The following is a 22,427-nucleotide window of genomic DNA, read 5'->3' as shown; positions in this document are numbered from 1 at the left end:
AGGAATACCGTGAAAAAATACCAGGAGTTCAAACAAGTTGATTATCCCAAAATAGGAGTAGATATCCTCCAATTCTGGAAAGAGAATGACATTTTTAAAAAATCCGTGGACAACAGAGAGGGTTTCGAAACCTTCACTTTTTTTGAAGGACCACCGTCTGCCAACGGTACGCCGGGTATCCACCATGTGATGGCAAGGACCCTGAAAGATATTTTCTGCCGGTACAAAACGCTCAAAGGATTTCAGGTAAAAAGAAAAGGGGGTTGGGATACACACGGACTTCCGGTGGAATTGCAGGTTGAAAAAGAACTCGGCATCACCAAAGAGGATATCGGAAAGAAAATCTCCGTCGAAGAATACAACCAAAAATGCCGCGAGACGGTCATGCGTTTCAAACATGAATGGGATGACCTGACCGAGAAAATCGGCTATTGGGTAGATTTGGATGATCCTTATATCACTTTCGAGCCAAAATATATTGAAAGTCTTTGGAGCCTTTTGAGGAAGCTGTATGACAAAGGCTTGCTTTATAAAGGATATACGATTCAGCCATTTTCTCCTGCGGCAGGTACAGGTCTGAGTTCGCACGAACTCAATCAGCCCGGTACCTACAAGGATGTCAAAGACACTTCCATCACGGCACAGTTCAAAGTCAAAGGACAGGACAATACCTACATCCTTGCCTGGACAACCACACCTTGGACCTTGCCTTCCAACTCGGCTTTGGCCATAGGGGAAAAACTCGACTATGTCAAAGTCCGGACTTTCAATCCCTACACCTTCGAACCGGTAAATGTCATATTGGCAAAAGCCAGAATGGGCGCTTACCTCAATCCAAAAGCACAGGAAATCGCCATGGCGGATTTCAAAGCCGGAGACAAATTGATCCCTTATGAGATCATAGAGGAATACAAAGGCAAAGACCTTTTGGGTTGGGAATATGAGCAGCTTTTCCCGATTGCAGGTTTGGCTTTGCCGCATCCGGCATTTACGGTAGTGGCAGGCGATTATGTGACCACTGAAGACGGTACCGGCATCGTGCACTTGGCAAAAGCCTTCGGTGCGGACGATTTCAGGACTTTGGTACAACAAAATATACCCGGAATATTTGTCAAAGACGACTTGGGAAATGACATTCCGGTAGTGGACAGACAAGGAAAATTCCTGCCTGTTGTCGGTGAATACCTTGCTGCAAAAATGAAAGAACACGGCATCAGCGCCCACAAGGAATTGGGAGCGAATGATTTCTATGTCAAAAATTACCTCGAAGACGATGAGAGCAACAAGGAGTACAAAAACACCGATGTAATCATCTCCATCATTCTGAAGAATGAAAACAAGGCTTTCAAAGTAGAAAAATACGAACACACCTATCCGCATTGCTGGAGAACAGACAAGCCGATCCTTTATTATCCTTTGGAAAGCTGGTTTATCAAAACCACAGCTTATAAGGACAGATTGGTAGAACTGAACAAAACCATCAACTGGAAACCTGAAGCAACGGGTACAGGCCGATTTGGCAACTGGCTGGAAAATCTGGTGGATTGGAACCTAAGCCGCTCCAGATTTTGGGGTACGCCACTTCCGATCTGGAGAACAGCAGACGGAACGGAAGAGAAATGTATCGGCTCGATTGCCGAATTGAATGAAGAAATGGCGAAGTCCATTGCTAAAGGATTTATGGCAGCTTCTCCATTCGAAGGAAAAGAAGTTGACCTCCACCGTCCATATGTGGATGATGTGGTATTGGTTTCTGCCAAAGGAGAAAAAATGTTCCGTGAACCGGATTTGATAGATGTTTGGTTTGATTCCGGGGCAATGCCTTATGCACAATGGCATTATCCTTTTGAAAATGAGGAGATCTTTAAAGCCAATTATCCTGCAGATTACATTGCCGAAGGCGTGGATCAGACAAGGGGTTGGTTCTTTACACTGCATGCCATAGCCGGGATGCTTTTCGATTCCGTGGCTTTCAAAAATGTCATTGCCAACGGTTTGGTCTTGGACAAGAACGGCAACAAAATGTCCAAGCGATTGGGCAATGCTGTGGATCCATTCAAAACACTGGATGAATATGGTCCTGATGCGCTCAGGTGGTACATGCTAAGCAATGCCAATCCTTGGGACAACCTCAAATTCAACCTTGAGGGCGTGGCAGAAGTACAGAGAAGGTTCTTTGGAACGCTGCAAAACACCTATAATTTCTTTGCGCTCTATGCCAACCTGGATCATTTTGTCTATGATCCTGCCAAAAAAGTACCTGTATTCGAAAGAGCGGAACTGGACCAATGGATCATCTCCAAGCTTCAGTCCCTGATCTCCGAAACAGAGGCCGCCATGGACAATTACGATGCGACCAAGGCAACCCGTGCGATCATGAACTTCACCGTCGATCAGCTTTCCAACTGGTATGTAAGATTGGCAAGGAAAAGATTCTGGAGAGGAGAAATCAACAAAGACAAACAGGCCGCCTACGAGACTTTGTATGAATGTCTGTCAAGCCTTGCGCAGTTGATGTCTTCTTTTGCGCCGTTCTATGCTGATTGGTTGTACCAAAACCTCACGGAAAGCAGCAGGGAAGCGGGACAGGTTTTGCCTGAATCCGTCCACTTGGGAGATTGGAATGCTGCTGATCCAAAACTGATCAAAGAAGACCTGGAAGCAAGCATGCAGTTGGCGCAGGATATTTCTTCTTTAGTACACTCTCTGAGGAAAAAAGAAAAACTCAAAGTAAGACAGCCTTTGCAAAAAGTCTTGATCCCGGTTTTGAATGAAAAAACCAAAGCACAGATCCAACATGTAGATGACCTGATCAAATCTGAGGTAAATATCAAGGATATCGAATACATAGATGACACTTCCGGTATTTTGGTAAAATCCGTTAAGCCAAATTTTGCGCTTTTAGGAAAAAGATTTGGCCCGAAATTGAAGCAGGTGTCTGCTGCGATCAATGCATGGGGGAAAGAAGAAATTTCATCCATTGAAAAAAATGGTTCATTTGATATGACCCTGGATGGGGAAACGGTGAACTTGACTTTGGAAGATGTGTTGATCTCTTCTCAGGATATCCCGGGATGGTCAGTTGCTTCTGACAATGGGGTAACAGTGGCCTTGGATGTGACTTTGACAGAAGAACTGAAGCAGGAAGGAATAGCAAGAGACTTGGTCAACAGGATCCAAAATCTCCGCAAGGACATGGGTCTGGAAGTTCAGGACAAAATCACCATCAAAGTGGCCAAACATGATGACATGGTCAATAGCGCTTTGGAAAATTTTGCCACTTACATCCAAACCGAAACACAGGCGCTCTCGTTGGAAGTGAACGGTTCTGTGAGTGACGGAACCCAACTTGACATGGATGATTTTGAATTGACAGTCAAGGTAGAGAAAGTATAAAATCAAATTAACACGCCACAGATAGGGGAGATTCTACAAAAAATCCTTAAATCTGTGGCTTTATAATGCTATCGATGAAGTATTTGAAATATTTTGCAATCGCCCTATTGGTGATTATCATTGACCAAGCTGTCAAAATGATTGTCCATAACGAGATGGATTTTGGGACACCCGGTCAGATTAAAGTCATTGGAGAATGGTTTAAGCTACATTATACCACCAATCCCGGGATGGCCTTTGGCATGCAGATAGGATCAGAATACGGCAAACTGCTGTTGACATCTTTTCGGTTGATCGCCATGTTTGGGATAGGATACTACCTCTATTACATCATCAAGAAAAATCTACATCCTGCCTATATCATCTGTATTTCCATGATTTTGGGAGGAGCGATAGGAAACCTGGTGGACAGTGTGTTTTATGGTGTTTGGCTGAACAACGCACCTTACAATGCCCCTACCCCTTGGCTTCATGGTCAGGTGATTGACATGTTTTATATTGATATCTGGGAAGGTTTTATTCCGGAGTGGGTACCAGTCTGGGGAGGAAGTTATACCGCACTTTGGCCGATTTTCAATATTGCAGACGCTTCGATATTTGTGGGGGTTACTATCATTCTGATATTCCAAGGGAGGTTTTTCAAAGAAGAACTCGTCCAAAAAAAGGAAGAAGAAGTAGATGAAATCCAGAAACAGTTTATAGAAGGCGAAGAAAACGCCTGATTCAAAATCCCTTCAGATTAAGACCTGAAGGGATTTTTTTTGAGCTTTCATGAAAATGTAATAAATTGACTTAGGATTACGTTAGTTTCTATATTTGGTAATAAAGCTATGGGTCGGTTATCACTTTTATTGCTATCATTTTTGCTTTTTTCCTGTATCAGGGACAATGATCCAGTTATTCCAGAAGAAATCATCACCGAAATCCCAAAACCTGAAAGATTCAATGTCTGCGAATTTGATCTAAGCGACAAACAAGGAACTTTTGAAATAGAAGGAAAATGGGAATTTGCCGGGTTTTTTGACACACGATACAATTCTTTGGATGGATTGACCTGCACGGCACGTTGGGCTAAGTTCTTCTTTGACGGAGAGGACAAGGAAAATGTCTATAAAATCATTCTTGAGATAAAACCCTCTAAATTTTCCGGGGAAAATCCAGCTTGTAATGACTTCCCGACATTTGAGACCACAGGTTTCAAAACCAAAATATCAGGTTGCTATAATGTATCAAACGAACCTCTGATTTCCTTTAGCATTACTGAGAAAATCTACGTAGACAAATTAGACTTCACTACGTTGGAAGAAGAGGCTGCTGATGAAGAATATTTTGCCGGTTTGCAAAATGCCATCCGGTACGAAATTGACAAGAATAAGCTCTATATCTATACAGACAGGACCCATAAGAAAATGATCTTTTTGGCATTGGAGGATTGATGGGAAAAAAGCAATTCAATACTTCTCCGGTGCAATGAATACCTCAGATTGCATAAATCCCGCGATTTCTCTACGTGTTCCCCAAATTTTTTCTACATTTCGTGACTTATCAAACCTATGCCTGAATTGCCTTTTTTTCAAAGTCCTGACCAAAAAATCAACCTTACCAAAAAGGGATTTTATTGGAATGACCGGATATTACAGATTTTGAGTTTCTTGGCTTTTGGGATTTTGGTCTACGATATCGGTTTTAGCAAAGTCGTCCAAAGCGGGAAACTGGCGGTTTTTTATAATATCTTGTTGATTGCACTTTCTGTAGGCTATACCATAAGGCTTTTTTCGAAATCTGAAAAATACCGGACTTCAAGGTTGGTCATTGAGATCTTGATTATTCTCTTTCTTCTCGTCGCAGCGGTTTTCAACCTGATAGGTTTTCAGATAGACCAAAACTATAGAATCGCCAATCTACAGATTAAGTCATTTTTGGTCAATTTGCTGATATTCATCCTTTTTCTGATCGAGCTGAGCAGGTGGAGTCTGGCTATCAATAAGCTTAAAATCCATCCGGCAGTTGTATTTATCCTGAGTTTCTTATTGGTTATTGTGATTGGCACCGGGATGTTGATGCTTCCAAATGCAACGACAAACGGGATTTCACTTGTAGATGCGCTTTTCACCTCCACTTCGGCGGTATGTGTGACAGGCCTGATTGTTTTGGATACTTCCAAGGATTTCACCTTTATGGGGCAATTTATCATCATGATTCTCTTCCAGGTGGGCGGATTGGGAATGATGACATTTACGAGCTTTTTTGGGTTTTTCTTCAAGGGAGGCTATTCTCTTCAGAACCAGCTTTTTCTCAAAGACTTCATCAATGAAGATAACATCGGCAGGATCAATTCCACCCTCGTCAAAATCATCGTATTTACCCTAGTGGTAGAAGGAATAGCCGCGATGTTGATATATTCCTTGATAGAAAAAGGCTTGTTTCAAGGGGTGGGGGACAGGTTGTTCTTTTCAGTTTTTCATTCCATATCGGGATTCTGTAATGCCGGGTTTTCTACGCTCCAAAATGGACTGTATGAATCCGGATTCAGGCTCGAATACAATGTGCACCTCATCATCGCCATGACGATCATCATCGGAGGGATAGGCTTTCCTGTAGTCGTAGGGTATTTTAATTACCTCAGGCATGTATTTATAGGAACGAAAAAAATGATTTTCAAAGGTGCGGAATACAAACATGTGCCACGTGTGGTCAATATAAATATCAAGCTCATCGTCTATACAACCTTTATTTTGTTGGTCGTTGGATTTTTTTCCTACTACCATTTCGAGTCTGAATATACCCTCAAAGGCTTGTCGGGATATGGGAAATTTGTAACCGCATTTTTTGGATCAGTCACCCCCCGGACCGCAGGATTCAATACCGTGGACATGACAGCTATGGCAGTTCCGACGGTCTTGATTTACCTGATATTGATGTGGATCGGAGCATCTCCGGGTTCGACCGGTGGCGGGCTCAAAACAAGTACCTTTGCCGTAGCAGTCCTCAATACCTTGAGTGTGGCAAAAGGAAAGACCAAAGTGGAAGTTTTCAGCCGTGAGATCAGTGGTGAGACGATCAGAAAAGCCTTTGCAGTGATCCAGCTTTCCTTCCTTGTCATCGGATTGGGAGTTTTTCTTGTCATGCTTTTCAATCCGGAGTTGCACATCCTTGATGTGGCATTTGAAATATTCTCGGCATTTTCAACGGTAGGTTTGAGCTTGGGGATTACTGCCAAACTCACCACTGCAAGCAAACTTGTGGTAACTTTGATCATGTTTTTGGGAAGGGTTGGGACGCTGACAGTTTTGGTAGCATTTATCAAAAAAGCCAGAAGCCAGAATTATAAGTATCCTGAGGAAAGTGTTTATATAAGTTGATAAATCCGTTTGTTATGAAATACATCGTAGTTGGTTTAGGAAATTTTGGGGCATATCTCGCGACCAGGCTAACCAATCTGGGGCATGAGGTGATTGGAATTGATACCCGGGAAGCCAAGATTGACTTATTGAAAGACAGCATCACCCATGTCATCATGATGGACGCTACCGATGCGCAGGCTCTCAAAACCCTGCCTTACAAGGATGTCGATGTCGTCATTGTCGCCATCGGAGAAGATTTTGGTGCTTCGATTATGGTTACGGCCTTGTTCAAGCAACTGAACGTGAAAAGGCTGATTGGAAGATCCATCAACAAAGTACACGAAACAGTCATCAGTGCCATCGGGGTGGATGAAATCATTCATCCGGAGGAAGATTCAGCAGAACGGATGGCAAAAAAACTGCAGATGAAAGGGGTATTGGACTCTTTGGACGTCTCAGAGGATTACAATATCATTGAAGTGACTGCTCCTGCCAAATACGTGGGATCGACCATTGCTGAAACACAGATCAGACAAAACTACAATATCAATATCCTGACCATCATCAAATTGGAAGAGAAAGCCAATATTTTTGGAAATAAAACAAAAGTCAAAAAAGTACAGGGTGTCTTATCGGGTGAAACCAAAATCGAAGAAGGTGATATTCTTTTGCTTTTTGGTCATATCAAAGACCTCAGGTCAGTATTGAGTTTGGATTGACGATTTACATCTTTTCCCCGCATACTTTGCAGTAGTTTGCATCCACTTCATTCCAGTTACTGCAGGTCTCACATTTTTTCTTTTTCCCATCTGCTTGGTCCCTTTTGACTTGGGTCAGTTCGGAGCTCACAATCCCCGTCGGCACAGCGATTATCGCATAACCCAACAGCATGATGACGGCGGAGATGAATTTGCCCAAAGCAGTCACCGGTGTGATATCTCCATAACCGACCGTAGTCAAAGTCACGATGGCCCAATACATCGCCATTGGAATGCTGGTAAATCCACTTGTCGGCCCTTCCACGATAAACATCACTGTACCGGCTATCAATACTATTGTCAAAACAGATCCAACAAAAAGCTGGATTTTGGCCCTGCTGCTTCTCAAAGCACTTTTCAAAGTTTCTGCCTCCTTGACATAGCGGCCAAGTTTTAGGATCCGGACAACCCGCAACAATCTCAACCCGCGGATCACGACCAAAAATTGGGTATTCAACAAAAACAAACTCAAGTAACTGGGGATAATGGCCAAAAGGTCAACAACTCCATAAAAACTGGTGACGTATCCCCACTTTCTGCTGCTCAACCAAAGCCTCAGAATATATTCTACAGTGAATAAGGCTGTAAAAATCCATTCCAACACATGTAGGATATCATGGTATTTCTTGTTGATCGATGGCTCCGAATCCAATATGACCACCGTCACACTTGACAAAATCAAGATCAAAATAAATACGTCAAAATTGCGGGAAGCCCTGTCATCATGTTCAAAAACAATATGCGCCAAGCGGGCTTTGGTAGGAAAAATTGCCATAAGGATCGGTTTATCCGAATTTAGCCTGATAGAGGAAGAATTCCAATAAATAATTACTCTCCAAGGGTTTTGAAACCTTGGAGGTTTGCTGGTTAATCAATCCCCATCCTCACGAATCCAAGTTCATCATCGACATTTTCATACATCCAGATTTTGCCGTCTTTGACAAAATGTATGGTGGGGCTGCTTTGTAGCTCCTTGACGAGTGTTTCCCCCAAGACTTTGAAGTCCTTGTCCAAAATCGTCAGGTAGACATTGCTTTTTTCTTTTTCCTCTTCATCCTGAATGTTTGCCTTTGGAAGGGTTTCGTAGGAAAACCGATAGTATCTCTGGTTTTTACTGTCCCAAATCGGGTTCCTGAAATTGATCTCCTGACCGATTTCGCTCATCGCTCTATAAAAATCCTTCTCGGAATCCACTTCAGTGACATATTGGCCTGTTTTGCCGCTTTTGGTAAGCTTGTTTTCATAGTTTACCTGGTACAGGGAATCTTTCGCGATATCATAGACAATAAGGGTATTGAAAACCGAATTGGATATTATGAGCTTGCCCTCGACTTCTGTGATACCTTGGTCAGGAGGAGATACCATGATCATACCATTAGAATTGAACTTGACGGAATAGTCCACCAATTTTTCAAAACCCGGAAGTTCATGTTTCTTCAGAGTTTTGTTTTGTGGGTTTTTCTTTAAGAAATAACATATTAAAGTAAATTTTCTTTAAAGTATTTTCGTCATTTAAAAATTTAATAGCTTCCAATCCTATTGGCTTCTGTTCATACAAAAAATGCAGTATTTCAAGAATAAAATGTCATACCTAGGATCAATACCTATTGTACCTAGGTATAATTGAAAAATGGGAAAATTACCTTTTCCAATGTTTAAAATTTTTCGGAACAGAAAAGAAAAACGATTAAAAAATGAAAGTTAATTTTTTTTTAATTTAATGATGGCCATACCTAGAATAGACTTAGATATGGCCAAATGTTCAATATAAGTGTTATAGCCTAAAACAACTAGCAGCTAAACCAGAATTTACACATCTTCCTAAAGTATAATTAATTGCATAATTCAAATCCGGAAAATAACCTGAACTGGGCATACTGGTATTCCCATAGCGGTCATGACATTGACAATGGAAAGCATTAAACCCATACCCCCCGGTAATCTTCTTCATTTGACTTCTTTCAAGTACTTCTTCTGAAGTGAGCTTCAGCATTTCTAAACTTAACTTTTTCATAAAATTTAAAATTTATATGTTATTTGATTCTCCTGACATTTAGGTCACCAAGAGAATGTGACCATTCATCGCGACAGAATATTTTGAAAACCATGAAATTGAATCAATCAATAATGGATCATGGAGTGTTTCTCCTTAGATTTTAATGTAATCCCGAACCCTTTCCTGACCTGATATATCGGTATGGCTTAATTCAACTAAGATATTTTTACAGAGTCCATAAATACAGAACTCTAAGATCTTTTTTTAAAATAGCTTGTCAAAATTTCACTTGGTATTTATAGTCCTGAATCCCATCGCTTCTGACACTTCGCTCAACTTAAGCAAGTTGCTTTCCCTAGTCGTCTCGGAAATTTCTCTGGTCTCCTGCAGGGATATTAGTTTTCCATAATGCTTCGCAACGATTCGAAGGCATGTTGGCCCACAGTCCTTGGAATAGGGTTGTTTAAAAGGGAAAAGAATTTTCAAAACACTTGAGTTTTAACCTAAAAAGAAAATCGAAATGCTTGAATTGCAATAAACTTCAGTTATTAAACGATAAGACCACAAATCCCATCTCATCATTGATATTCTCATAAATCCAGATTTTACCATCCTTGGCAAAATGCTTAGGGAATGGTTTTGAAAATGGAGTCTCCGCAGGTTTTTTCAAATAAGGTAAATATACCTCCCCTATCAATTTTAAGTTCTTATCCAAAACCGCTAGATAAATTTTTGATTTTATATATTGCTCTTCTTTGGATTCAGAAGGTAATTGTTGATAGGAAAACCTGTAAAAGACTTGGTTTTTATTATCCCAAAAAGGTGGTAAAAAATTTATTTCTTGGTGGAATCTTGTGTATTCAGCCTCAATACTTTGCTCTGCCTCATGTTCAGTCTTGTAGATTTTAGATTTTTTATTTGCTGTTAGTTGACTGTTATTGGTTTTAAAATAAAGCGAGTCCAACTCTATATCATAAACTGTAAGTAAACTTGTTAATTGATTGGAAATAATAACTTTAGTACCAAACCGATCCAAAGTTCCTTTTGGCCCTATACTTACACTACTCTTCCCCCTCCACAATGTAAAGGTATAATCCTTAAATTCATCAAACGATTGTAATGGTAATTTAAATATCTCATAATTGTTCAAATCAAGGATTCCAAAAACATTACTTTTGTCTTCGATTTTTTGAATCAAAAGAAATAATCTTTTGACTTCCATATCAAATACAGGTTTGGAATTTGGGATCTCACCGTTTTCCCAACCTAATGAAAAATTTTCAGGATGAATAGTAAGCAACTTTTTGCCATCAAAAGAAAACAAATGGCGTTGAATTACTAATTTGGTTTCATCATGAACTTCTATCCCTCCGGTAATTTGCCCTGTTCCATTGGGACCTTCTTTTTCAAAAAGGAGTTTCACTTCTAACTTCAATTCATCCAAGTTAATTTTCTCAAGCGTATGGTCGTATGGATTAAAATTATAAAGATATTTATGGTCTATGCTCAGATCAGCACCTATGATATCATCGTTCAAATAAAGGATTTCATCTCCAGATTCAATAATCAAGGTATCAATGGTAACATGAAAATCTGAGAAATAACCCCAGCCTTTATCATCTAATTGGTCAGAACATGAAATTGTTAAAACTAGAATAAGAAAGGTAAAATATCGCATAGTTCATTTTTTTATTTTTTAAGGCCATATCTTTTCTAGATATGGCCTAAATAGAGGAACATCTTAGTTCCTTTACCACCAACAACCAGAACCCGAACATGAATAACAACTTCCTGTTCCACTTGAACAATGGGTAAGAATGGAATTTAAATGACCCCAGCCTGTATAAGCACCAGACCACTGTCCTACGCTCCCTCCTGTACAGAGACACTTGTAATTATGATTACCATACCCACCCGTAATCTTCTTCATCTGACTTCTTTGAAGCACTTCATCTGAAGTGAGCCTCAGCATTTCTAAACTTAACTTTTTCATATCTTTAAAATTTATAAGTTATTTGGAACTCCAGACATTAAGGTCAGCTAGAGCTTCCGACCATTCATCGCGATAGAATATGTTTGATAACCATGAAATTGAATTCAATCAATAATTAATCATGGCATGTTTCTCTTTAGATTTTAATGTAATCCAGAACCCTTTCTTGACCTGATGTATCAGTATGGATTAATTCAACTAAGGTACTTTGGCAGAGTCCAGAAATACAGGACTCTAAGTTCTTTTTTTAAAAATCTTTTGGAGTGTCATCACTCTTGGACAAAAATCCAAAAAAGAGCTTCATTCTCTTCTTGTAAAAATATGTTTGCCTTTTTTTGTCATATTCAATTTCAGCTCCCAATTCCTTTAATACATGTAACTCCTGCATCATCAAACTCCGGCTTATCCCAAGTTTATCCGCAAATTCCTTAGACGTTCCAGTTGCTTTCATCCTAATCAACTGATCCATTTGCTCCAATCGCTCGATATATTTGAGTAAACTCATGTCAAGTACATAATCTTTCAAACTGATTTAAGAAACCATAAATTGAATTACTCCTGAAATGAATAATCGTCAAAGAAAAAGCCTGATTTCCAACCGGTTTTCTCCAGCCTATTTCAAGTATTCTTTTCAGGCAACCGTAAAACCAATACACCGCTATATCCCAGAAATCTGATCGCTTCTTCCAGATAAACCAAGATTTGATGTTCCCCGGTATTTTCAAAAAATGAATTCATTTCTTTTAAAACCTGAGAAATAGGAAGGAAATCCTCTTTAGAAAGAATCGACAAAAGATAGGCTTCGATAGGTCCTAGCAGGTATTCGATTATTTCTCCATGATGCTTATCAAACAGCAATAAAGTTTGGTAGTAATGTGGTTGGAGCAGGAGGTTATTTTCAAAACTATTCCCCTTGACACGGGTATACAACACATGGTTCTGAGCCCAATCCCATTCTGATTCTATGGTCTTACAGAAGGGAGATAATCTTAATTCTGCACTTTCTAGGAAATTGTTTTCTTGGAATACCAGATTTGCCCCGTCAATGCACTGAGCTTCATTATCCCAAATAATCTCATCTGAGGGCAACGATTGGATTAACCTTTCTTTTTCTTTTTCAAACCCAAAAACATCATCAAGACAAGCAACAAAGTTTGAATTAGTCAATTCCCTATCTAAAAATTCCTTATACTGAAAAATTGTGAACACACTCCTATCCACAGAGGTTGCTGCCTTTTCACAAATAGACATTATGATTTGCTCAGTTCTATAAAACCTTTCACCCTCAGATTTTGCCAAATATTTCTCTTTTAAACTTGCACCTTCTGTATGAGGTTTTTCTGAAAGACCAGAATTGTCGCTTTCAACAACATCGCTCCCTTGGGATTCAAAAAGTCTGAGGATTCTATAATAATATTCAGGATACTCGATCCTCAGCCTATTTGCCAGTTGGTCACAAACCCATCCGTTTTTCTTATAGTCCCCCAAAGCATGCATAAATGAAATGTCATTGGGCAAATAGTGAAAATTGGCAAAGGCTTCGAAAAAAGAAGGATCGTAAACAGTATCTAGCAGGTAATTTACCTCCACATTCCTATCACTGCTTAGGCAATGAAAGATATACTGCTCTACAACAGCATTAAAATTGACCATTTGGGAAGGGGTCAATTGGTTGATTTTTTCCTTGTTTTCTTTAACAAAGTCAAGAACAAACTTGTAATAAGCTGAAAAAAAACGGTAATCATTTCCTCCCAAAATTCCGGCATTACTTGCCTGAATGGGTATTAGGCTTTCAATCTCTCTTTTTATGGGAATCGGGACAAAGTCAAAAGAATCATTGACCAATTTGACGAGCTCTTTGTAATAATCAAAATCCTGTTCAATATTTTGGGCAATTAAATCACCTGATAAAACATGTTTAGGAAAAGGTTTAAAAATAAAAACATCACCGTCAACATTTAGAAACGGTTCATCATGGAGGGTATAAGAATATATTTTTTTCATTACCCACAGTTGTGGGCTGCAATCAAAATCCAAGTCATCCAATTCTACCCTGACATTCTTATAGGGCAATTTGGGCTTGTCTACCAAAAGTTCTTTTCCTTCCGAATCCGTTATCAATTCTACTTCGGTATAAAATTTAGTCAACTGAAGACTACTCAGTGCCCAGCTCATGAGATGGTATTTTGCACTGCACCAACCAAATGGTGATTCCAAAGGATTCTTCCCACTGTCAATCCAGAAAGTCTGTACAATTTTCATATCAATACACGATCAATGACCTAAACTTGAAAAAAAGCCTTTCAGCAACACTCAATTCATCTGTGATGATTTCCGCATTTCCCAATAGCTCCTGGTCAAATGGGATTTCTCTTTTGTAGGAAGTCATCGTACCCTGTGGCAGGTTTGCATAAACCAAATAATTGAATTCATCATCAGGGGAAATAGAGATGTTTGTAATTTTTCCCGTCAAAGCCCCGAATTGCTGAAATGGATAATTGTCCAGCTTTATCAAGACTCGCTGCCCTACTTGAACCTTACCCGCATTTTGGGCAGGTATTTTCATCGAAGCCAAAAATTCGGTTTTGTTTTCCGGAAGAACAGTAAAGACGAGTTCACCCGAATTGACCTGTTGGTTGGTTCCCCAGATTCTCTGAAAGCTAACAATGCCATCTATGGAGGATGTCATCAGGTAGGCATATTCCCAGTCTCTCACGGCGCGTTTAAGGCTATGGTAGGATTGTACCATATTTTTAAGTGTACGTGTTTCCTCTTCTTGCTTGTCAATTGCGGTGGTTCGCCGGGTTTGGTTTGCCATACTGAGGGCTTCCTGCATTTGGGATATCGCAATGACCATGTTATTGACCTGCTCCTGCATCTGAAGGTATTCTATCTCCTTGGATTCAAAATCTTTGTCAGCAATAATCCCATCTCTGTGTAGTCCTTTGTTACGCTCATAGTCAATCTCTACAAGCCTGAGCCTTCGTTCCAATAACTCCTTTTGGGAAATCTGACTTTTGATCCTGTTATTGATTTCTAGAAGTGATATCCGATTCCCTTCCAATTGTCCTTTGTGTGGCTGCAACTCCTGAAGCAACCAATATTCCATGTATGCCCTTTCAAATTCCAGATAGGCAATTTCAACTTCCCCAAAAACAAGGTCTGAAAGAGAATCTATCGGAAAAAAATAATCATTGTCTTTCCCAAAAGGAGTGGATTCTATAGTTCTCTTAAGAATCAACAAATCATCCAATTTTGCGGTGCTTTTCAATCCGGCCAATGGCTGACCGGTTTGGATTTGTTGCCTATTCCCTACAAATAACTTTTCAATCTGACCTGATACCCGTGCTTCAACCCGCTCAATTGGTTCCATTGTTGTCACCAATACCTTTGCCTGTACATAATCGGGATACTTGATCAGGAATGACAAAAAAAGAACAAGACAGATAAGGATAAATACAATGGTAATTCCCCAGCGGACCAGCCAGGCAGGAGGTGTAGCAATGATCTCTTGGACTTCCTCTGACCTTAGATGCAGGTTATCGGTGGGGTTGGATATATCCGGCATGGTCAGTTTACATTAATATTTTCAAGTTCCAGTTGGTTTTTAACCAGATCGAAGTAGACACCTTTTGATAAAACCAATTGCTCGTGGGTCCCCTGTTCTGATATTTTCCCTTGGTCGATGACCACTATTTGATCAGCGTTTTTTACTGTACTCAGTCTGTGGGCAATGATGAATACTGTTTTACCCTGCATGAATTGATTCAGGTTTTCCATAACCTGCCGTTCATTTTTGGCATCCAAAGCAGATGTTGCTTCATCAAAAAAGAGAATTTCAGGATCTTTATATACCGCCCTCGCTATAAATAGACGTTGTTTTTGCCCTGTGCTCATGCCAACACCTTCATTGCCTATTTTTGTGTTGAAGCCAAGTGGCAATGATTGGATGTAGTGAAGGATATTGGCTATTCGGGAAGCTTTTAGTAACCTTTCCTGGTCTATGCGGTCCTGCCCCACAGCGATATTCGCAGCAATCGTATCATTGAAAACATAACCCTCCTGCATCACAACCCCGCAGTGGTTTCGCCAGCTTTTGGCTGCAATGGATTTCAGGTCATGGCTTCCATATAAGATGTCGCCGGTGGTAGGATCATAAAATTTCAACAAGAGTTTCATCAAAGTGGTCTTTCCGCTTCCACTCGCACCGACTACTGCTGTTATTTTTCTCGGTAGTACCGTAAGGTTTATTCCATTGAGCACATTTTCATCCGCGCCTTTATACCGGAAAGAAAGGTTCTTTATCGACAGATCCTCATCAGGATTGATATTTCTGATAAAACGGTTATTCTTTTGATCCTCATCCTCTTCTTCCGTATCATGGATTTCGTTGAGTCTCTCCAGACTGATGCTTGCATCCTGATAAGCCCTGATAAATCCGACCAATTCGGCTATGGGACTGTTCAGTTGCCCGATGATATATTGGAGCGCCAACATCATCCCCAGGGTGAGGTTTCCTTCTATAACCAGGATAGCAGAGGTGAATGTGATCAGGATATTCTTCAGTTCGTTGATAACAGAGGAACCGACCTCCTGTGTCTGTTCCAGAGTCAGGGATTGGATAGAGACACTGAACAACCTTGCCTGTACAAATTCCCAGCTCCATCGTTTTTGCTTTTCGGCATTGTGCATTTTGATTTCCTGCATGCCGTTGATCAGTTCTATCACTGTGCTTTGCTCCTGACTCAACTGGGCAAAACGCTTATAATCCAATTCCCTGCGCCGCTTCATAAAAAACAGGATCCACACAATATATACTATACTTCCTCCCAGAAATATCAGGAAGATAGTCAGGCTATAGTAAATAAGGACAGCCCCAAATACGACAAGGTTGAAAAAAGAAAAAAGGGTATTCAGAGTGGTTCCTGTAAGCAGGTTTTCTATCCTCCGGTGGTCACCGATGCGCTGCATGATATCACCGGTCATCCTGGTATCAAAGTAGGATATGGGCAGATTCATCAGTTTGATAAAAAAGTCTGACACAAGGAAAATATTGATCCTCGTGGTAAGGTGGAGCAATATCCAGCTCCTCAGAACTTCCACACTGGTCCTCCCTACAAACAACATAATCTGTGCAAAAAGCACCAGATAGATAAAACCTATATCCTGATTTTGAATCCCAACATCCACAATACTCTGGGTCAGGAACGGGAAAATCAACTGCAGGAGACTACCTACCAATAATCCTATGCAAAGCTGAATAATTAGGTTCTTATAATTGGTCAGATACCTGAACAGGAAACCCAATGACCGCTTTCTACTGTCCTCCCATTTTAGTTTTTTGAAGTCGGGGGTGATTTCCAACAGTAGGGTGATACCTTCCTTGGAATTCTCATCAGCATTGTTTCCTATCCACCTTGCAATAAATTCTTCCTTGGACAGGCTGATCAAGCCGTATGCCGGATCGGAAATATAAACAACATCTTTCCTTATCCTATAGACCACCACAAAGTGGTTTTTATCATAGTGGACGATCAAAGGCAAGGGTGCATTTTTCAGCTTCTCAAAATTCAACTTGGCACCGATGGTCCTGAATCCCATCGCTTCTGCCGCTTCACTCAGCTTAAGCAAACTGCTGCCTTCCCTTGTCGTCTCAGAAATATCCCTTATCTCTTGCAGTGAAATCAGCTTGCCATAGTGCTTGGCAATTATTCTCAGGCATGTTGGACCACAGTCTTTGGAATCGGGTTGTTTGTAGAATGGGAAGGTGGGTTTCAAAATGTGTTTGCTAAGTAAGTTTAAGAAAAAACCGAAACTATTTACCCTGTCATTTTATTTACTTAAGTTAATTCTAACAAAACCCATTTCGTCATCTAAATTTATAAATACCCATAAGCTCCCATTTTTCGCAAAATACAAACCTTGGGTATAAGATAAATCAGGTATTTCTAATTCGTTTATAAGATTAAATTCCGCATCAAACACAGACAAATAATTCTTTATTTCTTTTGTCTTTGGAACTAAAGCCAGATCATTATCAATCTCATGAAAAACTCTAGTAGATGACAGGCGCAAATATTGTTTATTTAATGAATCCCATACAGGTGGGTAATATTTTACTTGCTCTAAAAAAGATTGAAATTCTTTTTGCATTTGCTCCCTAGAGGCGATGTTAATCCCATTCATGCTTTTTACGATTTTAGGAGTCTTTTTTGGATTATAATCTATAAATTTCAGAAAATCCTCTTTAGGATCGAACAATACGATTTCATTAGAAAATTCATAACTCACAATTATGGTGTTGTTTTCGTATTTTAAATATACCTCGGGGTCAATAAAAATAGATGTATTTTCAATCGCCAAAATTAAATCAGCATATGATTTTTTCGAATTAAGGTTAAATCTTTTAAATGTGTCATCTTCAATTGACAACATATCCAGGTAAACTTCTTTTTCAATATTATCGTACCCAAGACCAAAAACCTTCAATTCGTTTGATTCCACAAAAACTTGATTACGTGGAATCTCACCATAAATGGCCCCACCCAAATCTTTGGAATTGATCCAATCCAAACCTTGCTTTAAGCTTCCGTTGCAATCAAAGATCGAAGACTTTTCATAAGACATTATAAAAAATCGACAATCTTTCATAACATTGAAGGTGTAGAAGTATTCACCTGTTCCATTAGGCCCTTCTTTTTCAAATGAATATTTCTTTGCAAATGACAGTGTATTCAAATCCAATTCATCTACGGAATGATCAAATTCATTATAGGAGAAAATTGAGTTTCTTTCATTATCCAAATCCGAAATAGCAAGGAACCTAGTCAAATCCAGATTTTTACCATTTGAATTAATTCTCACAGTATCAAGTGAATAATTAAGTGATTGATACTCATTTTCAAGTTTACCTTTTGTACAAGAGATCGAAATCCATAGTATTGCAAAAATTTTTAAATATTTCATAAAGATTGTTTCAGCTAGAAAAAGAAGCCAAAAAAACCTGGCTTCTTTTTCTAATTTAAGAATTGGATTAAGTTTAGGCTTTCCTACACCACCCATTTTCGGAAGCATCACTACAAGTATCTCCAGGACAGCATCGAACCGTAGATGAACATCGTGTTACACTACATGGTGATCCAGAACCCCCATACCCTCCCGTAATCTTCTTCATCTGACTTCTTTGAAGCACTTCATCAGAAGTAAGCCTCAGCATTTCTAAACTTAACTTTTTCATAGATTTTTTTTTAAATTGTTAAATGAAAATTTATCGGTAATCAACGCTAATCTTGCTCCGGTTATTTAGGTCACCCTGAGCTGTGACCATTCATCGCGATAGAATATTTTTAATACAATTATTTTAAACTTTTATACCAAGACATATTTCAGATCCTCCACGGCATAGCTTTCAGGAAGCTCATGACCATTGATAAAAATCGTTGGAGTATGGGTAATCTGCTCTGCTTCACACCAAACTTCCATCTTTTTTATTATTTCTTCCTGTCTTTTCAGTTCCCCATTCAATGGGTACTTTGAGGCAAATACAGAATAGTTCTTTTCCTTTGTGATATACCAATCATCCAAGGCCCGCCTTGTATAAGTTGCATCCCCTTTGGATGCTACTCCCATTAGGTGCCTGACAGTATTCAGTTTGACTTCATCATTGCCGCCGGCAAGAAATAAAATTTGAAGGTCGACATTGCCTGCTTCATACAGTTCTTCTAACAAGGGATGGGTTTTTGCACAGGGTCCGCAATAAGGATTGCATACTTTGAGTACATGGTACTTTGATGATTCACCCTTCAGGAAGATTCCCAAACCTTCAGGATTTGTTGTGATTTTTCTTGAACCGGAAGCCAAAAAATCAAAAACTTCACTATTTGACATAAACTTAGCCAATTTACTTTTATACCTATTTTTCTCGCCTTTTGAGAGTAGGTAAGGCTTTAACTTCAACCAGCTCAGGATACTTGCCAAGAAAAGAAACCCAAATACGCTCATCTCCATCAGTCCCGGAGGATCAAGGTTGGTGAACAGCATCTGATTTGCGACAAACTCCAAGATCAGTACCCCGGAAATCCAAAGACAGAGGATACACCATTTTTTGATTTTCACTCCCTGATAGTATAGCGAAATGGGTACAATCACCAAGCTTGCAAAACTTAGGATTTTCAATAATTGCAAGGCTGATCCGGAAAATGAGTTTATCATCAATAAGGAAACCCCTGAGAAAAAATAAGCGAATGCTATACTGCTGAGACTGATTGATCCTCCTAGTGAAAAAGAATCCAAAACAGTATTGCAGTCCACACTTTTCCCCCCAGAGCAGAATTCTTTTATCGCAGCATTTTCCTTATCAATTTCGGTCCAGAGTAATACTGCTGAGATCAGAAGGCCGGCGGATTTTAAGAAAAATAAAGACCACACACCGATCAAGTGGCTTATATTTCCTTCCACACTTCCCAATAAGCCAATAAGCCATAAAATCCCTACTGTTCCCAGTAGGAAGATTAAAGAACGATATGTCAGTTGTTCTTTTCTCGTTTTTTCATAACCTGGCTCGGAAGCATTTTCTTTCTTTTCTACAAGAAGGGTTACACCTGTCCACTTTGTCACAAATTCCTTTCGGGAAATTTCGGAAGTTTTGCCCTTACTATCCAAACAGGTCACCTTATCTTCAGAGACTTTAGATACGCAACTGAAAATAGGATAGGAGTTTCCATTCATTTGGACCACACTTGGCAGGGGAATCTGATCCAGCTTATCTTCCCCGATCTGAATAGCGAGGCTGTCAACTTTATATTTGGTAAGTGTATCTGAAATGGAAAGAAGGCTCTCTTGCTCCGGGTGTGAATCAATAAGATCATTTAAAAAATGGCTTGTAAAAGGGATTTCAAGCAGCTCAAGCAACTTTCTTGTGACTAAGTAGGAATTTTTCATACTATAACATTGCCTTTAAAAGAAGATGATTTTGTAATAGAACTTGTTTAAACCACAAGTAACTAAACCTAAATATAATTTATAATATATCCAAAAGATGAACTCTAACCAGACTCTTTTTACCAGTCAAAAATGGACGTTCAGATTTCTAAAAACCAAACAATCTTCTAAACTCCTCGTTGTACCCCCCCCCCCCACCAACAACTAAACAGGAAGTGAAATATGAGATTCCAGAATAAAAAACTTTTTTTGCAGTTGATTAAAATAAAAAATAGAAACATACCTCTGGTGAAAGATGGTGGAAATATGCTTCGCGAAATAAATGGAAATAAGCTATTAGATATCCTATGGTGAAACCCTTCAAGGGTTCAGAACCCTTGGAGGGTTATGGTAATTCATAATTGATGGTCATCCTCACAAAACCCAATTCATCCTCCACATTGACATAAGACCAGATTTGACCGTCTTTGACGAAAGCATAAGTAGGCACACTTCCTAAATGGCTTAGATCGGATTCACCGAGAAGATTGAAATCTTCATCCAAAATACTTAGATACAATTTGGATAATGGTTTTTCCTCGGCTGATAGGAATAAGGGCCAATCAGTGTTTTCCATAGGGGATGTTTCGAAGGAAAACCTATAAAATATTTTTTTTATTTCATCCCAAATCAGTGGCTGAAAGTTGATTTCTGCATGTATGCCCTGAATGACTTCCTTCAGATGCTCCACTGACTTGACTTCTGATGGATAGCCACCTTTCTTAGCTTTTGCCGATAGCTGAGGAGAATAATCCACATGGTAAACACTGTCATTTTCCAAATCCAAAATATATAAATCTGTATAGCCTGTGCTGGATAAAACCAGCTTGTTGCCAAATTTTTGAATGGTTTTTTCAGAAGTAATAGTCGTCATCATTTGGTCGGAATTTAACTCCACGATATATTCCGGCAATTCCTCTTCACCTGGCAATTTCATTTTTTTGATGGTTTTGGATTCAAAATCTACTTTGGACATGGATGATTTTGCACTCCTCCAAGGGTTTACCAGCAATCCGTAAACCACACTTCCACCTCCTATAAGAAAAGATTTGCTTTGAAAAATTTCTCCTTCTAATAGACTGTCCCCTTCAAATTTATCCTTCTCAAGCTTCAGGTCCGATAACTTTTTGCCATTAAGGTCAAAGATGCCCATTCCCTCAAAGTTGGCTAGTAGAATTTGATTATCATCCGGCAAACTCATCCAATTGACATTGGTTCCGACTCCATTTGGCCCTTCTTTTTCGAATGGGACTTTTCTCTCCAATAATAATTCATCAAGACTGATAATGTCCAAAGTAAAAGCCTGAAAGTCCCATTGATAAAGCTTGGATTGATCAGAATTGATTGTACTAGACCACAAGCCGCCTCTCAGATTGATGATTTCATCTCCTGAATCCACCATCACCGTGTCCATTGTCAGGGTGATTTTGGAATAATCATTGGCATCTTCTTTGACTGTGTTCTCACAGGAAAAGAGAAAAAGCATCGAAATTAGTATCAGGTAGTTTTTCATAAATTTTGGAATAAAACTAAAAATAATGGATTCGTAATGAAATCCAAAAATCAAAACGTTAAAAGTTGTTGGGTACTCAAAAAATTAAAATTCTCTCGATTGAAAAAAGAGAGTTAAGCAAAAAATCAAACTTCCATCAAATGTCAAATCCGATATTTTTACTAGTCGACTAGGTAAATTATCTGATATTTTTACTAGTCGACTAGTTAAATTATCGGATAATTTACCTAGTTCAATATTCTTTTATATAGGTTTAACTCGTTCTGGGTCCGAAGAATTCAAAAGATATCTCCCTCTGGTCGATATGACAAGGAGAAGTTTATTTCACTTTTTATCCAAGTTCCAACAACCGACCTATTCGGTATAATGTCAAGAATCATGAAAGCTTTGCCTTGTCACTTCGACGAAGGAGAAGTCTTGAAAAACAAAAACCTCATCCTTCAAAAAG

General features: G+C 39.3%; 17 protein-coding genes. 5 read left to right on the top strand and 12 right to left on the bottom strand.

The window, feature by feature from the left end; translation table 11 throughout:
- Window positions 1–9: 9 nt before the first annotated feature.
- From ileS to DQW11_RS08960, 5 genes are all read left to right on the top strand, one after another.
- Window positions 10–3,396, top strand: coding sequence for an isoleucine--tRNA ligase (ileS, locus tag DQW11_RS08980; RefSeq protein ID WP_113924200.1), 3,387 nt, complete (start codon window positions 10–12; stop codon window positions 3,394–3,396).
- Between the two features lie 74 nt (window positions 3,397–3,470).
- Window positions 3,471–4,118, top strand: a complete 648-nt coding sequence (locus DQW11_RS08975; protein WP_113923747.1) for a lipoprotein signal peptidase — start codon at window positions 3,471–3,473, stop codon at window positions 4,116–4,118.
- A 108-nt stretch (window positions 4,119–4,226) separates the two neighbouring features.
- On the top strand, window positions 4,227–4,832 hold the full coding sequence (locus DQW11_RS08970) for a lipocalin/fatty acid-binding family protein (protein WP_113923746.1): 606 nt from the start codon (window positions 4,227–4,229) through the stop codon (window positions 4,830–4,832).
- A 117-nt stretch (window positions 4,833–4,949) separates the two neighbouring features.
- Entirely contained in the window at window positions 4,950–6,758 is a 1,809-nt protein-coding gene (locus tag DQW11_RS08965; RefSeq protein WP_113923745.1) for a TrkH family potassium uptake protein, read from the top strand.
- A 14-nt stretch (window positions 6,759–6,772) separates the two neighbouring features.
- Entirely contained in the window at window positions 6,773–7,459 is a 687-nt protein-coding gene (locus DQW11_RS08960; RefSeq protein ID WP_113923744.1) for a potassium channel family protein, read from the top strand.
- Window positions 7,460–7,463: 4 nt separating this feature from the next.
- On the opposite strand, the gene DQW11_RS08955 is transcribed toward DQW11_RS08960, so the two are convergent.
- From DQW11_RS08955 to DQW11_RS08890, 12 genes are all read right to left on the bottom strand, one after another.
- Window positions 7,464–8,273 (bottom strand): ion transporter, encoded by an 810-nt coding sequence (locus DQW11_RS08955; protein ID WP_113923743.1) that lies wholly within the window; start codon window positions 8,271–8,273, stop codon window positions 7,464–7,466.
- A 92-nt stretch (window positions 8,274–8,365) separates the two neighbouring features.
- Complete coding sequence (locus DQW11_RS08950) at window positions 8,366–8,977, bottom strand: DUF4221 family protein (RefSeq protein ID WP_113923742.1); 612 nt, start codon at window positions 8,975–8,977, stop codon at window positions 8,366–8,368.
- A 295-nt stretch (window positions 8,978–9,272) separates the two neighbouring features.
- Window positions 9,273–9,512, bottom strand: a complete 240-nt coding sequence (locus DQW11_RS08945; RefSeq protein WP_113923741.1) for a TIGR04149 family rSAM-modified RiPP — start codon at window positions 9,510–9,512, stop codon at window positions 9,273–9,275.
- Window positions 9,513–9,779: 267 nt separating this feature from the next.
- Window positions 9,780–9,980, bottom strand: a complete 201-nt coding sequence (locus tag DQW11_RS08940; RefSeq protein WP_113923740.1) for a cysteine peptidase family C39 domain-containing protein — start codon at window positions 9,978–9,980, stop codon at window positions 9,780–9,782.
- A gap of 55 nt (window positions 9,981–10,035) precedes the next feature.
- Window positions 10,036–11,172: a DUF4221 family protein gene (locus DQW11_RS08935; RefSeq protein WP_113923739.1), complete on the bottom strand. Its 1,137-nt coding sequence runs from the start codon at window positions 11,170–11,172 to the stop codon at window positions 10,036–10,038.
- A gap of 562 nt (window positions 11,173–11,734) precedes the next feature.
- Window positions 11,735–12,013, bottom strand: a complete 279-nt coding sequence (locus DQW11_RS08925) for an HTH domain-containing protein (RefSeq protein WP_113923737.1) — start codon at window positions 12,011–12,013, stop codon at window positions 11,735–11,737.
- A gap of 92 nt (window positions 12,014–12,105) precedes the next feature.
- Window positions 12,106–13,749 carry a DUF6734 family protein gene (locus tag DQW11_RS08920; RefSeq protein WP_113923736.1) on the bottom strand — a complete coding sequence of 548 codons (1,644 nt, stop codon included), beginning with the start codon at window positions 13,747–13,749 and terminating at the stop codon, window positions 12,106–12,108.
- 1 nt (window position 13,750) lies between these two features.
- The gene (locus tag DQW11_RS08915) at window positions 13,751–15,055 is read right to left on the bottom strand and encodes an HlyD family secretion protein (RefSeq protein WP_113923735.1); all 1,305 of its coding nucleotides are present in this window, start codon (window positions 15,053–15,055) and stop codon (window positions 13,751–13,753) included.
- 2 nt (window positions 15,056–15,057) lie between these two features.
- On the bottom strand, window positions 15,058–17,265 hold the full coding sequence (locus DQW11_RS08910) for a peptidase domain-containing ABC transporter (RefSeq protein ID WP_113923734.1): 2,208 nt from the start codon (window positions 17,263–17,265) through the stop codon (window positions 15,058–15,060).
- 54 nt (window positions 17,266–17,319) lie between these two features.
- On the bottom strand, window positions 17,320–18,561 hold the full coding sequence (locus DQW11_RS08905) for a DUF4221 family protein (protein WP_232826710.1): 1,242 nt from the start codon (window positions 18,559–18,561) through the stop codon (window positions 17,320–17,322).
- 294 nt (window positions 18,562–18,855) lie between these two features.
- On the bottom strand, window positions 18,856–20,427 hold the full coding sequence (locus tag DQW11_RS08895) for a cysteine peptidase family C39 domain-containing protein (protein WP_113923732.1): 1,572 nt from the start codon (window positions 20,425–20,427) through the stop codon (window positions 18,856–18,858).
- 385 nt (window positions 20,428–20,812) lie between these two features.
- A complete protein-coding gene (locus DQW11_RS08890; RefSeq protein ID WP_113924198.1) occupies window positions 20,813–21,979 on the bottom strand; it encodes a DUF4221 family protein in 1,167 nt (388 codons plus the stop codon).
- Window positions 21,980–22,427 lie beyond the last annotated feature (448 nt).

Source organism: Cognataquiflexum aquatile (genome assembly GCF_003316845.1).
GTDB classification, from domain to species: domain Bacteria; phylum Bacteroidota; class Bacteroidia; order Cytophagales; family Cyclobacteriaceae; genus Cognataquiflexum; species Cognataquiflexum aquatile.
This window is presented reverse-complemented; position numbering and strand designations above follow the sequence as displayed.